The organism is Streptomyces sp. NBC_00887, assembly GCF_045207585.1.
On the sequence record NZ_CP108788.1, the window covers coordinates 285,314 to 298,395 of the forward strand.

The 13,082-nt window shown below is 65.9% G+C and carries 11 protein-coding genes; 6 read left to right on the forward strand and 5 right to left on the reverse strand.

Annotation, left to right across the window (positions count from 1 at the left end; translation table 11 throughout):
• Positions 1 to 660 precede the first annotated feature (660 nt).
• The 4 genes from OG844_RS01310 to OG844_RS01325 all read left to right on the forward strand — a co-directional run bounded on the left by OG844_RS01310 (position 661) and on the right by OG844_RS01325 (position 3,130).
• Positions 661 to 1,269, forward strand: coding sequence for a hypothetical protein (locus tag OG844_RS01310; RefSeq protein WP_406387515.1), 609 nt, complete (start codon positions 661 to 663; stop codon positions 1,267 to 1,269).
• 323 nt (positions 1,270 to 1,592) lie between these two features.
• The gene (locus tag OG844_RS01315; RefSeq protein WP_406387516.1) at positions 1,593 to 1,778 is read left to right on the forward strand and encodes a hypothetical protein; all 186 of its coding nucleotides are present in this window, start codon (positions 1,593 to 1,595) and stop codon (positions 1,776 to 1,778) included.
• Positions 1,779 to 1,859: 81 nt separating this feature from the next.
• Complete coding sequence (locus OG844_RS01320; RefSeq protein WP_406395958.1) at positions 1,860 to 2,480, forward strand: hypothetical protein; 621 nt, start codon at positions 1,860 to 1,862, stop codon at positions 2,478 to 2,480.
• Complete coding sequence (locus OG844_RS01325) at positions 2,477 to 3,130, forward strand: hypothetical protein (protein ID WP_406387517.1); 654 nt, start codon at positions 2,477 to 2,479, stop codon at positions 3,128 to 3,130. The genes OG844_RS01320 and OG844_RS01325 overlap by 4 nt, the downstream gene beginning before the upstream one ends.
• A gap of 769 nt (positions 3,131 to 3,899) precedes the next feature.
• Here the strand turns inward: OG844_RS01325 and OG844_RS01330 are convergent.
• Together OG844_RS01330 and OG844_RS01335 are read right to left on the reverse strand one after the other, a co-directional pair.
• Positions 3,900 to 4,634, reverse strand: coding sequence for an HNH endonuclease family protein (locus OG844_RS01330; protein ID WP_406387518.1), 735 nt, complete (start codon positions 4,632 to 4,634; stop codon positions 3,900 to 3,902).
• Positions 4,635 to 5,082: 448 nt separating this feature from the next.
• Complete coding sequence (locus OG844_RS01335; protein ID WP_406387520.1) at positions 5,083 to 5,559, reverse strand: lamin tail domain-containing protein; 477 nt, start codon at positions 5,557 to 5,559, stop codon at positions 5,083 to 5,085.
• Between the two features lie 849 nt (positions 5,560 to 6,408).
• Here OG844_RS01335 and OG844_RS01340 point away from each other — a divergent pair.
• Together OG844_RS01340 and OG844_RS01345 are read left to right on the forward strand one after the other, a co-directional pair.
• Positions 6,409 to 7,026: a hypothetical protein gene (locus OG844_RS01340; protein ID WP_406387521.1), complete on the forward strand. Its 618-nt coding sequence runs from the start codon at positions 6,409 to 6,411 to the stop codon at positions 7,024 to 7,026.
• A 242-nt stretch (positions 7,027 to 7,268) separates the two neighbouring features.
• Complete coding sequence (locus OG844_RS01345; RefSeq protein WP_406387523.1) at positions 7,269 to 8,093, forward strand: hypothetical protein; 825 nt, start codon at positions 7,269 to 7,271, stop codon at positions 8,091 to 8,093.
• 1,002 nt (positions 8,094 to 9,095) lie between these two features.
• Here the strand turns inward: OG844_RS01345 and OG844_RS01350 are convergent.
• From OG844_RS01350 to OG844_RS01360, 3 genes are all read right to left on the reverse strand, one after another.
• Positions 9,096 to 10,355: a tetratricopeptide repeat protein gene (locus tag OG844_RS01350; RefSeq protein ID WP_406387525.1), complete on the reverse strand. Its 1,260-nt coding sequence runs from the start codon at positions 10,353 to 10,355 to the stop codon at positions 9,096 to 9,098.
• Between the two features lie 290 nt (positions 10,356 to 10,645).
• Positions 10,646 to 11,455 carry an AAA family ATPase gene (locus OG844_RS01355; protein ID WP_406387527.1) on the reverse strand — a complete coding sequence of 270 codons (810 nt, stop codon included), beginning with the start codon at positions 11,453 to 11,455 and terminating at the stop codon, positions 10,646 to 10,648.
• On the reverse strand, positions 11,442 to 13,082 hold the full coding sequence (locus OG844_RS01360) for a Mu transposase C-terminal domain-containing protein (protein WP_406387529.1): 1,641 nt from the start codon (positions 13,080 to 13,082) through the stop codon (positions 11,442 to 11,444). Before OG844_RS01360 ends, OG844_RS01355 begins: the two co-directional genes overlap by 14 nt.

The window sequence follows — 13,082 nt, forward strand, 5'->3', positions numbered from 1 at the left end:
CTGGCTCCATATCCACGCTGTGCGGCCGAACAGCCCTCGCCAGGGATTCTCCGCTCGGCTGCTGGATCCCACGGTGCGCACCCAAGCTCCTGGGCGACTGAGCCGTGCCCGAGCAGCCGACTGGGCGCTGCGCGTCTGTGGAGCGCGCCAACTCGGCCCGCTCGGGGTGACCACCAGGCTGCTCGCGCTGGTACTCGGGGCGCATCTTCCTCCCGGTTCTGCTCATGCAGCCGTCGATCGGGAGATGCTCGGGCGCTTGTCCGGGCTTGCTCTGCCTCAGCTGTCCCAGGAACTTGACCTGCTTGCCGACAGGCGGTTCCTGCGTTCATGGACCTTCGAAGCTGTATCTGAAGACGTTCGGTGGGCCCTCTGGTCGCCGAATCAACTCACTCATGATGAGTCTTGAAAGCAGTTGCTCGCTGGCCCAAGCGTTGGAACCGACTGGCTGCAATTCCGTCCCTAGTCTCTGCCAAAAGGGGGTGTACTGCTAGTAGTTCAGGCCAGCGGGCTGCGCCCGGGCGTGTGCAGGATTCTCTTCGCTCAGAGTCAGCGCGGGGGTGTGGGTGTGGGGTGAATTCACGGCCAGGGAAGTTGCTCACAGCAAAGTGTGAGTAGCATCAGGGACTTACCCCCATTCGCAAACAGAAAGATGAGGGCCTCATGTCCCAAGTCGCTGCAGCCTCCACCGTCACCGCAGGTTACGCGCAGAAGGTCACGGAAGACCTCGCGCTCACCAAGAAGGAGCAGGAACGGGTCCGTGCTGAACTGGCCCGGCTGCAGGACGAGCTCCAGCAACTCGAGGAGAGCGAGAAGGTCCTGGTGAAAATGCAGGATGTACTTGGCGGTTCCAGCGAGTTGAACCACGGGGGCGGGAAGAAGGCCCCCGTGCCGGCTGCGCGTCGTGGAAAGGGTGCGACAACGCGGCAGAAGAAGGTTTCGCGTACGGCCAAGCCTTCGAAGGCCGGCCGTGAGGCTCCCGCCGGGAAGACCGCCTCGCCCAAGGGCGAGGCCGAAGAGACATGGGCTGCGCTGGCCAGCAGTTACCTGGCCGGGCAGAACGAGCCGAAGTCCGCCGCGGAGGTCTCCGCCGCGTTGACCGAAGCCCATCCCCAGCGCAAGGTGCAGGCGCCTGTCGTGCGCAACGCCCTGGAGCATGGTGTTGCCCGCGGTCTCCTGGAGCGTTCCAAGCAGGGCCGATCCGTGTACTACACCCCTGCTTCTGCCGCCACAGCGGCTTCCTCCGATGAGCCCGCTACGTCTGCCCAGTAGGCACGGCAGCGAATGGCAGAGTGTGCGGTGAGTCGGCCGCCCTGCTGGTCACGGACGACCAATGTCGAGCAGGAGCTGACTTTTACCTCGGCGGCATCAGTTACTCCTCCGAGGTTGGTCCGTGCGCAGCGACCTCCTAGCCGGATTGATGGGTCACGCGAAGTCTCCGCTCAGCCGCCTGGTCATCGCCTTGGTGGCCGTTCACGCACTGCCTGGTGAAGAACTCCGCACGATTCGGACAATCGATCTCAACCTTGCCTGCGGCACCCTCGAAGTCCGCCGCGGCTTGCTGCGGCCGGCCGGCATCGACGAACCCCAGAACATTGCCTCGCAGGACCCTCCCCAAGAACGTCACCCTCGTCGGCCTGCGGCAGGACCGCATGCTAGACGAGGCGTTTGCCACCGGTGATCCCCTCAAGCTGATGCGGCTTTTCGGGATCACCGCGCAGACCGCTATGCGCTATGTCAGCGCCGCCTGCCCGGAGCGCACCGCGAAACTGCCCTGGTAGCGGGCCTGCTCCCAGCCCGATGCCAGCTGAAAGCCCGTGGCGGTGTAGCAGTGGGTCCGGCATCATCCCCATGTGATTGTGATGCAACCCGTTCTGGAGATCTCCGCAGCCGACGACTTCGCGCTCTGGCCTGTTCGCGAGCACGAGTCATATGGCTACCTCGTGCTGAACGGGGAGCTCACTCCGGCGGAAGTCGGCACGGCGGTTATGCAGATCGCCGACTGCAACGACTTCGAGCCGGAGGAGGAGCACGGGCCGTGTCCGACCGACCCGCTCGGCACCTTCCTGCACGGCTTGCTCACCATGCCTGACTTGTTCGCCGCCGGCGGCTTCCGGGTGACCGACAACGCCACCGACATCGTCTTCGTCGAGCCAGGCTGCTGCAACGGCCTGGAGACCTGGCGCGACTGGCTGGAGGTGCTCAACGGCACCGGCTACTCCTACTTCGGCCACGATCCGTCCTCGACGGCCGAACGTCTTGGCGACATCGTCCGGCTGACGCTCGACGCGCACGAGACGGACAGCAGCCCGGTGATCGAGCTGTCGGTAGACCAGATACGCACGCTCGTCACCGGCGCCCAGCAGGATTTGCAGGACTTCCTCAGCCTTGCCGAAACCTGGGCTGAACAACACCTGCCGGCACACGCCGCCGCCGTCACTGCCGCCCTGGCACGGGCACTGAACCTGGCGCCCACACCATGACCAGCTTCCTGACCCACCGAGCGCGCGTGCACGACGCCCGGCTCCCCCTCCACCGGCGGCACAGCGCGTTGCGCACTTGCCTCACCGTTTTTGCTCCTTACGGCTTGCGGGCGACATACCACCACCTCACGCTCAGCGCCGCGATCCCCCGTCGGTTGGAGGCGGACCCGGACGCGCTGTCGCGGGCGGTGGAGGAACTGCACGAGGCGCGGGTGCTGTGGCTTGTGCGGGCAGACGAGTACGCAGCGCAGCGCCGGGCGGAGAAGCAGGCTGGGCGGCGGGCTGTACCGAACCCTCGGCCGTGGTGGCTGCAGAGCTGGTGGGAAAGCCCCGACCGTGCCTGGTACGAAGACCCGTTTCGCCACCCGTCGCTGCGTCTGTCCGAGTACGTCCGGCGACAGAACGCGATTCTGGACGGCGCCGAGCCGCCCGGCTGCCCGGCTTGCGGGGATGAGGGACCACGAGTGCTGAGCTCGACCGGGCACGGTTGGGTCGAGCTGTGCCGTGGGTGCGCACGGGCGCTGGCGCCATGTCCGTGCGGGCAGCGGCACCGGTTCGTGCCAGAGACCCCGTTCAACTGGAACGAAATCTGGCGACGGGCGCACATGAGCGATGACGGCACGCCGAACCCACATTGGCCTGCCGGTTAGCCAGTTGGATCGGCAGCACTGCAAACGCTCGGAAAATCAGATTCCGGCAGCTTCGCCGGAACCCGCGTGCGGGACCGCCGCAGCTATCAACTGACGCGCAGGTTCCGGCCTGCCAGCGTTCAGGAATCTCGGAACCCGCGTGCTTCCATCGACAGGTAGTTCAAGTGCCACGACGTGTTCTCGGGCCAGGTCGTGGTGCAGGCGGCCTGGCCGGGACGGCGTGCCGTCCAGGATTCACAACCGCTCCAACCGCACGGGGGCGCTCGCCGATTCTCCGCCTGAGCCACGAAATCAGTGGTGTGCCTCTTCAACAGCAAGCGAAGGGCCGCCCTTCGCATGAATGGACGGCGGACAGACCCCACATGTCAGATAGCGCCCCTGCCTACCGCTCATCGAACAAAGCTGCCCCGCCCGGACAAGCACGCCGGGGCTTCTGACAAAGTGGCGTGGCCCGGGGTGGACGGCTGGTGTGCCCGGCCGGCGACGGAACGTTCACCCCGGGCATTCGTGTGCTGTTTCAGGCGTGGTCATCATCGCGCTTGCGTCGACGCGGCTGGTCGACGGATACGAAGCGGAGCGCTTCAGTCTTCGGCACGGACCTGAACCTCCTCTCCCGCGCGGGAATGCGTCACGGTGGACGGTATGAGGCATGGCAGCATGCTTCACCTGGTGGCTAATGCCCTAACCGCCCGCGCGGCGACGGTCGTTTCACCGCGATCGGGTGCACTGCCAGTCCCGCACGCCTCGCCACCGAGCCGTACAACCGGGCTCAGGGCGCGACTTCGTAGTTCACAGTCGTGTCTGCGCAGCTGTCGGCGAGCTTCACCAACGCTGCCCGTTCCTTGTCGTCGGCGTTGAGTCCCCACCGCAGTTTGGTTGCAGTCCAGTCTGCGGCGTACTGGCAGTGGGTAGCTTCGGCCGGCGGCAACCAGCTGGCAGGGTCCCTGTCGGACTTGCTGCGGTTCGTCTTCGCGGTCACCGCCACCAGCGAACGCTCGGCGCCAAGGTCGTTGGCGAACGCTTCGCGGCGATCAGCGCTCCAGCCGAATGCCCCGCTGTCCCAGGCTTCGGCGAGCGGGATCATGTGGTCGATGTCCAGCTTCCTCGCCTCGGTGATCTCGGCGCCGTCGTAGTACGACATCCACACACCACCAGTGAGTACGCACCGGTCCCCTTGCTGGGGCTTCGTGGTCGCCTCCTCGAGGAGGACTTCGGCCCGGGTCTCGCATCCGTCGTCGTCCTCGTCGACCCAGTGATTGAAGCTGTCGCGTTCATACCCGTCGCGCTTTTCCGTCCCGGCCGGGATCTTCGCGATGGCGTCCGCGAGCGAGAGGGCACCCTCGGCGGGCCCGCCGGCCGCACCGGACGGTGCCGGCGAGGCGGCGGACGATCCCTCGGCCTCGGAGGGTTTCGAGTCACCGGTGTCCGCGGCCTGGGGGTTGCACCCGGCCAACGACAGGGCGAGCAAGGCGGCAGCAACGGGCGTGATGCGGCGACGGTTCACAAGCGAACTCCCTGATGGGATGCAGTGGCCCACTCATGTTCGCAGCGTTACGCCTTTACTGACAGGTGGTCATGTGTGCGGGCCTACCTGCAGTAAGCAGGCCGTGCACCACCTGGGCCCAGTGCCGACAGATGCCGGTAGCCGCGGCTGTTCAACTCAGCCCAGGTAAAGACTGGAAGGGACTATCCAGCCCAGGGTTCCGGCCCCTGCCTGACGGCGGGGGCTCCCTAGACTGGTCGGCGGGGCCGCAGTTCGACCGATCACGGTCCTGCTCAGTCCCGGCTGCGCGCCCGTGGTCGGCATGACGGCCGAACTGCCCGCACCGGACGGACGGTGCGGGCAGTTGATGATGAGGATGGATCCCGGCTCCGGCGGGCCCACTCACCTGCGCTCACCCCGCGTGGGGCCCGGCAGGCAGGAGCCGGCTTTCAGCCCGCCGTGCCGTTGATCAGCGGCGGTGGTGGTGGCGGCCGCCCCAGGACTCGGTGTCGACGGTGCGGCCGCGGTCGTTGCGCAGGACGGCGGTGTCGGAGTAGTTGTCCCAGACGTAGGAGCGGCGGTCCTGGAAGAGGTCGGTGCGGGTGTCGCGGCCGATGCCGGTGTGGACGCGGACGGTGGCGCGTCCGGCGAGGCGGACGTCGTCGAAGCGGTAGCGGTTACCGTCCTCGTCGCGCAGGGTCCAGCCGTCCAGGTTGACCGCGCGGCGGCTCTGGTTGGTGATCTCGACCCACTCGGCGTTCAGCGACCGGTTGCTGCGGTTGTCACGGCCCGGGCTGTCGGCCTGCACGTCACTGATCACGACGCGGGGGCCGGGGCGGTGGCGGTCGCCGTCGTCGGCGGAGGCCGGCAGCGCGATCGCTGAGACAACGGCACCGGCCGCCAGGACGGTAGCGGCTGCGCGGCGGGCGGTCGAAGAAGCAGACATAGGTGATGTCCCCTCAATCACAATGCCCCGGGCCCGGTTCAAGACCCCAGAGGCGGTACGAGTTCCCGACCCGTCCTGGGCCGAGAACACACACTGTGCGACCCCGACCGGGGCCTCGGGAGACCGACTCGACCCCGGTAACCAAATGCGGACATTTCCGTAACGATCCCCTGCATCGGTCAATCGATTAATATCGACATGAACTCGACATTCGATGAGGGCTACACCCACCCTGCGGGTGATCGGCAGCAAACGCTTGCGCACCCCCGGCGCACAACCGGTCTATCCACAGGCGCATCGCCATTCCGGATGTCGCCCAATCGGTAACAAGCGGCATCCGCCGATTCTCGAACACACGGCATGGCGTCACACACTTGCGCTAAGTGGTACTCATCAGCATCAAGCGGATCGGCCACTTCGAAGCGTCCAAGCGCTGAAGCCGAGGGGCCGAATCTCGCAGATGTCGTCACAGGCAGGCGGGTTCAGCGGCTTCGGTCAAGAGGCCGGTGCAGGTCCGGTTGGCTCCGAGAGAGCGGTCGCAGAGCATCCCGTATGGACGGGGTTGGACCCGGAGGGCAATCCTCACCGCGCAGGAGTCGGTAGACGGAGACGTGGGGCACCCGGATCGGCAGTGAACCGACCGCCCAGCCGGTCAGCGTGCCCGAACTTGAAGCTTCGGCCAGAGATGTGTCCTTGCCGTCGGCTCACACCGGCCCGCTCATTCGGCACATGGAGGCAGACAGCGCATTGGAGACGCCACCTGCTCATGGGATTCGTGGTCCGGGCTGCGGGCGTCGCTGCACCAACAGGGAGATGGCACATGTTCAACCTACCCACCCGTGTGGCGGCATGGACCGCATTTTCCGCGGGGTGCACCTCATGAACGTCTTCGGGAACGGCCTCGCACTCGTGCAGGTCATTGATGCGCTCGCGTCCCCCGGTGACGTCGCGCAGGTGGCGGCCGGCAGCAGTCAGGTGCTGGCGCCCCTCTTCGCCTCTGTGGTGAGCCTGCTGGTCGCTCTGCTGGGGTGGCGGCTGATTCGTCGGCACCGGAGCAGCGACCATGCCAGGTCCGGCCTCGTTGCCGTTGAAGAGATCCTCGGGAAGGTTCACGTAGAGGTTCTGCGGCTGACGGCGCTTGAACGCGCTGCCATGGGTGCGGACTTCGCGGCGTTGCGTGAACTGCTGCCGCGCGTGCAGCATGTCGCTGGACAGCACGAGTCCGCGCTGCACGACGAGCTGAGCGGAGTCGTCCTGGCGATGTCCGCGTACATCGGTTCGGCCGTCATCTCGGCCGACGAAGTAGGCGCGGCTTACCTCGCCTCCACTTCTACCGCCGAGGTCCCACCTGGGCTCGCCCTGGACAGGCTCATCAGCCAAGTACAGAAGCAAGGGCGTGAGGCCACCCACCTCATCGACCTGATCACCTCGGCCGAGAAGCTCGTCAGGGAGCTGCGGAAGCCATAGATCAGCCGTAGGCGGTGTGCCCCTCCCCGGCCGGGGAGGGGCACACCTCTGCGTTGTCCCGGTGCAGGCGGCCCTCCAGTTACGGGGAGGAAGGCTGCGCCCTGGTGGTGGACAGCGGCAGCCGAGTTCAGTCGAACAAGAGTTCATTCAAAGAATCTTGGTGAACCGCTCACACAAGGCGCCGTTTTGGACACATCCCTCTTGGTCGGGGGGACAGCCGCCGAAACGGAGAACAACACGTTATGACCGAGTCCGCCGAGAGCCGGAAGGATTCCACGCTACCCGGGCAGCGTGGTCCTTCCCCGGGTTCTTCTGATGGTGCACCAGAAGATCAACAGCCGTGCCATGAGGATCCGCAGGACGAAGAGAGGGATGCACCTGAACTGCCGTTGGAGGCACGTGAGCTGATAGCAAGGCTCGCCGGCCAGGGAAAGTTCCGGCGGAAGATCGGCCGAATGGTAGGCGAGCGGTTCCAGGACGACGTCTTCCAAGAAGCGCTCCTGGGACTGGTTATCCAAGTCGGCAGGACCGTGGAGCGGGACAGGCCTGCGGACGGGTCCGCCGATGCCCCATCACCGGCCGCCGTACCTGAGACCCGCCAGGAGGGTGATCTGCTGGTGCAGGCTCCCGACCTGCTGGCTTCTGAGAGCGAGGAAGTCGATCCGCCGTCGGTCGATGGCTCGGTGCGCGACTGGTCCGCGTACTTCATGACGATCTGCAAGAACAAGGCCAACCAGAAGCTCAAGGAGATGAGCCGGTCGATCGAGGTGTACGCCTCCGATCCCGCCGCGCATCCGTCATCAGGGAACTTGCTGGTGGAACTGGCCTCCGATCCGGACTCCGGATCGCGGGCACTCACCGTGCTTCGGGAGGTGCTGACCCCTTATCAATTCCAAGTCTACGTACGCCGTCACTGGTACGACATGGATCTCAAGGCGATCGCAAACGACCTCGGCAAGTCGTATGCCGGCATCCGGCGAGCCCTCACTGACGCGAACAAAAAGCTGCGGGATCCACGTGTCCAGGCCCGATTCGACTACAAGCCCCGCAATAAGAAGAACCGCTAGCGCTTGTGGATCCCGTTGCGAGACCACGGTCTTCTCTCGCCCAGGGAGATGACCGTGGGCTCTGATCGGGGCCCAGAAGTGCCTGCGGCAATCAGGCAGTCCTGCTCCGAACCCCAGACACAAGGAGACCAATCCATGCCTCTCATCTCGCTGCTTACCGGGATGTTCGCCGCTACGTTCGACGCACTACGGCAACTTCTCGATCGCTGGGTGACTCCACGGGCAGCTTCCCCTGTCCCTCCGCGGAAAGGCCGGCTGTCAACCGATGAGCACATCCAACTCGCCCTGCGCAGGTACGGTGCCAGTTCTCCTGCGCAGGGGCGCGCCAGCACCCCGTGGGGAGCCTCGGACTGCGAACCCCGCAAGCCCGATGGAAACCGCGGCTCAAGGGCTTTTAGCGCCCTGCGCCGGACGACATCCGGAAAAATTGGGCGCCACGCTGGGCCACCCCACGCGGCCGTCATCGCAGCCATCGGCTTCGCGGGCACTGACGCCACATCATCGACACCACGATCTGGCGTACTGGTTAGTGCACTGTGCCTGATCAGCGCAATGGTGGTGCTTGCCAGCGTGGCAGCATGCCTCAGCCTCGGGCTCACCCGGCAGCAACACACCGCCGCACTCAACGAGTCCGGACGCCACGCCCAGGGGGAACTCCTAGCCGACGCCGAAAGGTAGAACTGTCCAGCAGGCCCCCGCGCGCAGGATTCGGGAACTCTGGCATCCGGCTAGCCCTTCCCGACCATCGCAGTGGTGGCCTCCGTAAAACAGGAGAACTAGCTGACCTCATAGATTGTCCGAACGGGCAACCCCGCGCATGACGGGCCTATTGCCTACACATCAGACAGCAGGGGCTGTCGAGGGCGCTGGCCCCCGGCAGCCCCAAGCTCTCAACATGCCAGCAGCATATGAACCAGCCCACCTGTCCTCAATGGCAAGCCTCCTATCCACGTACCCGCCCGCGACGAGCGGTGGAGACGTGGCACGTACCAGCCCGAGCTGTCAGAACGGTGGTTCGGTGGAGTAGGCGCCGTCCCCGGCGGGTGCGGTCGGTTTGCTCACCGGCTGCTGGAGGACTCGTACAGCGTCCTCGATGCGGCCGAGTTCGATCAGGCGCTCGGCACGGAGAGAGCCGCCGAATGTCGGGTGCCGTTCGAGGACTGCGGCAGCTTCCTCGGTGCGGCCGGCTTCAGCAAGCACGTCGGACAGGACCCAGGCCGCGTACCACGTGTCGCCCTCGGGGTGCACCCGCGCCTGCTCGATCCCTTCATCGAGCAGGCCGCAGTCGGCCATGAGCGGAAGCCGCATCCGGAAGAAGTCCCACTCCTCCTTGCCACCGTGGCGATCCCTGAGGGCATCGAGGTGGGCCAGGCCGTCCCGGGGCCGGCCGTGATCGGCGTACAGGGTGCAAAGAGTGTGGACGATCCAGTCCTCCGCGCCGTGTTCGGCGAGCGCGCGCATCACCTCGATCGCCTCGTCGCCCCGTCCGTGCCGGACCAGGAGCTCGGACAGCGGTACAGCCACATGCCACATGCCGTCCGGCGTAGCACCAAAGGTGCGGTAGGCGGCGATCGCGCCTTCCACGTCGCCGCGTTTTTCCAGCACTTCGGCAAGGCGCTGCGCGGCGTGCCCGTGGTACTCGGACGCCGCGTACGCACGCAGTTCCGTGATTTGGTCGTGCCTGGCCAGCAGGTCGGCCAGCTGGTCACGGCCGTTGACGGAGGTGGTCTCGCGGGTGTGCAGCAGGGCGATCGCCTCCTCGATCCGGCCCTGGCGTTCCCTGATCGTGGCGAGCAGGCCGACTGCGTTGGACGGTTCTATCCGCAGGTTGTGGCAGTCGGCGTCGCTGCAAGCGGGGACCGCACCTTCTACCCGGGCCTCCAACAGGGCCGCCGCTTCCTCGTCCATGCCCGCCGCTTCGGCGACGTCGACCAGGCACTCGGCGAGGAACCAGTCCTGGATTTTGGTGCGCAGCAGCATGAACGCCTCGCCGCTGCGGTCGTGGCGGGCCAGCAGGCGCGCGAAGAAGACCAGCGCCAGCCGGTCACCGGCCTGCGCGTACGGGCGGGACAGCGCGATCGCGTCCTCCACCCGGCCCCAGCCCTCCAGCAGCTCCGCACGGGCCCGGGCCGCCGGCCACCAGTCTGTGGCGATGTACGGAGCGAGCACCTCCAAGGCCTGCTCGCGCTGGCCCCGATGCCCGAGCAGTCGTGCCCACTCCAGCGCGCAGAACCACTCCCCGCGGCCGGCCTGGAACTCCACTTCCCGCTCATGACCGAGTTCGAGAAGCCGCGCCACCAGTAGTGGAGGAATGCAGCCCGTCAATGTTCGGGCCCGGTAGTCAAGATCAGCAGCGTCCACGACAGCGCACCCTAGCCCTCACCACTGACACGGCCCGCACGTCAGAGCCATCGCACGGGAGTGCAGACGTCAAAAATCGACCCGGCGGGGGCGCCTGAAAGCCCCAGCACTTCGGGGATGATCTGCGCATCGAATCAGTTGGACGTCAGACGTACCTGTGCTCCGGTGTGGAAGCCGGCTCGTTGTCTCTCCTACATGTATCCGCTGCTGTTGTGGTGGTCGTTGTAGGAGCGGTCGGTGGAGTCCATGTCGGCGAGGACGGCGCGTGCGAGTTTGCGGCTGAAGGATGAGTCCTCGCGGTCGGGGTCGTCGATGGCTTCCTGCAGGTGGAAGGTGAGGGTGGCCCAGTTGCGGAAGTTGCCGTGGCAGGCGAGGTCGTTGACCCACAGCAGGTCTTGGGGTGACACGTCGGCCCACACGGGGTGGTAGTTCGGCATGGTGTCGACGACTTCGTCGGGGCGCAGGGGTGCGTATTGCTGCCATAGGCAGATTCGGGATGCGAGTGCGGCGCGGCTGCGGATGCGCTGGTAGCAGTTCTCTCCGCCGACGAATACGACGGCGAGGTGGGTCTGTTTGTCGGCCCAGAGGTCGCGGATGTATTCGAGGATGAGGTTGCTGAGGGTTTGTGCTTCGTCGAGGACGATGATGCGCGGTTGGGCGGCCAGGGTGCTTTTGATCAGGCGTTGTGTGGTGCGGTGGCCGGGTTGGAGGTCTTCGGGCAGTTCGAGGGCTTCGGCGAGGTCGGCCCTGAAGTCGTTGAGGGGGTATCCGGGCGGGTACTGGAAGCGCAGGGTGGTGTGTGCGGCGAGGTCGTAGAGGTTGGTGTTGACTGCGAGGGTTTTGCCGAGGCCGACCGCGCCGTGGATGCACATCATGCCGTTGGCTTTGATGACTGTTTTCAGGTGTGCTGCGGTGAGGCGGGTTGCGCGGGTGGGGCGAAGGGTGGCTCCGCGCAGGCTGAGGTGGTGGTCTTCGGGTGAGGGCGGGCTAAGGGCGTGCATGTCCGTCTGCGTCCTTGTCCGTGGTGGGGGTGGTGTCCCAGGAGGAGGTGGGTGCGGGGAGGTTGGCAGCGGGCTGGGTTGGCAACTGCGGTCGCGGAATGCCGTCGGGGGCGGTCTCCCAGGAGGTGGTGGGCTGCGGCAGATCCCGGAGGGCGTCTTGTGGGGGTGGCTTCGGGTGTGGTGTGGAGAGGTTGGCGATGGTGGGGCTGAGGAGGACTGGCGGGGTTGTGTCGGTGACGGCGCTGTAGCGCTTGCGCAGGCTGGCTTCGGTTTTCTCCAGTCGCCGTCTGAGAGCTGCGGCTGATCGTTTGCGGGTTCTGAACAGCTCGTGGCGGCGTTGTTCTGCGTCAGGGTCTGGGACGCCTTGTTTGAAGCCGGGGCCGAGGTAGGTGCTGGTTTTGGGGTCGGTGAGTTCGATGCGCTGGTCGTGGTGGGGCATGAAGCGGACAGCGACCTTCTTGCCGACGCAGCCGTTCATCCAGGCGTCGAGGTAGATCTTGTTGTCCCAGTGGACGCCGTTGCCTTGGATGATGAAGGTCTTGCGGGCGGGTTCGAGGGTGAAGGTGTGCAGTGCCTCGGGCGGGATGTCCCTGATGATCGTCAGGTCGTCTTCCCAGGCCTGTGCGGGCGTTTTGTTGCCGAGGTTGCGGATCTTGTGTTCGTAGTTCCACCAGCGGACCCATTTGAGCAGGAGGCCAACGAACTGCTCGAAGGTCAAAAGGTCTTCTATGGGCGGGCGTTTGCTTCGTCCTGGCTTCGTGGTGGGGCGTTCGGTGTAGCCGGGAAGTCCGGCGAAGAGTGTGTCTTTGACTGCGTCGTTGATTGCTTCGATGGTGCCTTTGAGTTCGGGATGGCGCGGAGGCAGGTCGACGCGTCGGATGCAGAAGGCGGCAAGTGCTTCTTCGACGGTTTCGCACAGGAAATCTTTCCCACGGTCGATGCGGATGAGGGTGGGGGCACCGCCGAAAGGGCCGTGGTGGCGGCCTCTGAGGATCGCTGAGCGCAGAGCAACGAGGATCGCTTCGCGAGACGGGGAGTGGGGCGTGATCGCCACTCCGCAGATGGCATCGGTAGCCGCCTCGGCGAACCATGTGATGTGGGGGCAGATGACCTCGTTGTTGAGACCAACGTGGACATCGGCGGTCTTATGGTCGCCTTCCCAGGCATCGTTGCGGTTTCCCCGCTCCCGGGTGTTGTGGACGTCGTAGCGGCGGCGTGCGGTTTCGCCGCCCTTGAGACCTGCGAGGTGTCCGGGGTCGAGTTCCCGGGTGATGGTGCGGTGGAGGGTGGCGTAGGAGTAGCGGCGTCCTGGCTTGCCTGGGATGTCGAGGTGGCCCTCGTCTGCGAGTTCGCGGTAGGCGGCGGCCGTGTTTCCGCACCAGCGGGCGAGTGCGTCGTGGATTTGCGGGGTCAGCCGCAGGCAGTCGCGTGGCTGGGGTGTGTAGGTGCCGTCGTGGGAGAGGGCGTTTTCGATCCAGCGGTCGATGGTTTTGGTGCTGCGGCCGAAGGCGCGGGCGACGAGTCGTTTGTCATCGGTGGTGAGTTTCCCGGTCTGCTGCAGGTGGAGGAGGTTACTGATCGCGGCTTGTCGCTGGGGCCTGGTGTCCGGGGTGGGTTGGGCTGCCAT

Excerpts from the sequence above, each read along its gene's own strand:
- OG844_RS01310 (WP_406387515.1), top strand. The coding sequence starts at position 661 with ATGTCCCAAGTCGCTGCAGCCTCCACCGTCACCGCAGGTTACGCGCAG.
- OG844_RS01320 (WP_406395958.1), top strand. The coding sequence starts at position 1,860 with ATGCAACCCGTTCTGGAGATCTCCGCAGCCGACGACTTCGCGCTCTGG.
- OG844_RS01325 (WP_406387517.1), top strand. The coding sequence starts at position 2,477 with ATGACCAGCTTCCTGACCCACCGAGCGCGCGTGCACGACGCCCGGCTC.
- OG844_RS01335 (WP_406387520.1), bottom strand. The coding sequence starts at position 5,559 with ATGTCTGCTTCTTCGACCGCCCGCCGCGCAGCCGCTACCGTCCTGGCG.
- OG844_RS01340 (WP_406387521.1), top strand. The coding sequence starts at position 6,409 with ATGGACCGCATTTTCCGCGGGGTGCACCTCATGAACGTCTTCGGGAAC.
- OG844_RS01345 (WP_406387523.1), top strand. The coding sequence starts at position 7,269 with ATGACCGAGTCCGCCGAGAGCCGGAAGGATTCCACGCTACCCGGGCAG.
- OG844_RS01355 (WP_406387527.1), bottom strand. The coding sequence starts at position 11,455 with ATGCACGCCCTTAGCCCGCCCTCACCCGAAGACCACCACCTCAGCCTG.
- OG844_RS01360 (WP_406387529.1), bottom strand. The coding sequence starts at position 13,082 with ATGGCAGCCCAACCCACCCCGGACACCAGGCCCCAGCGACAAGCCGCG.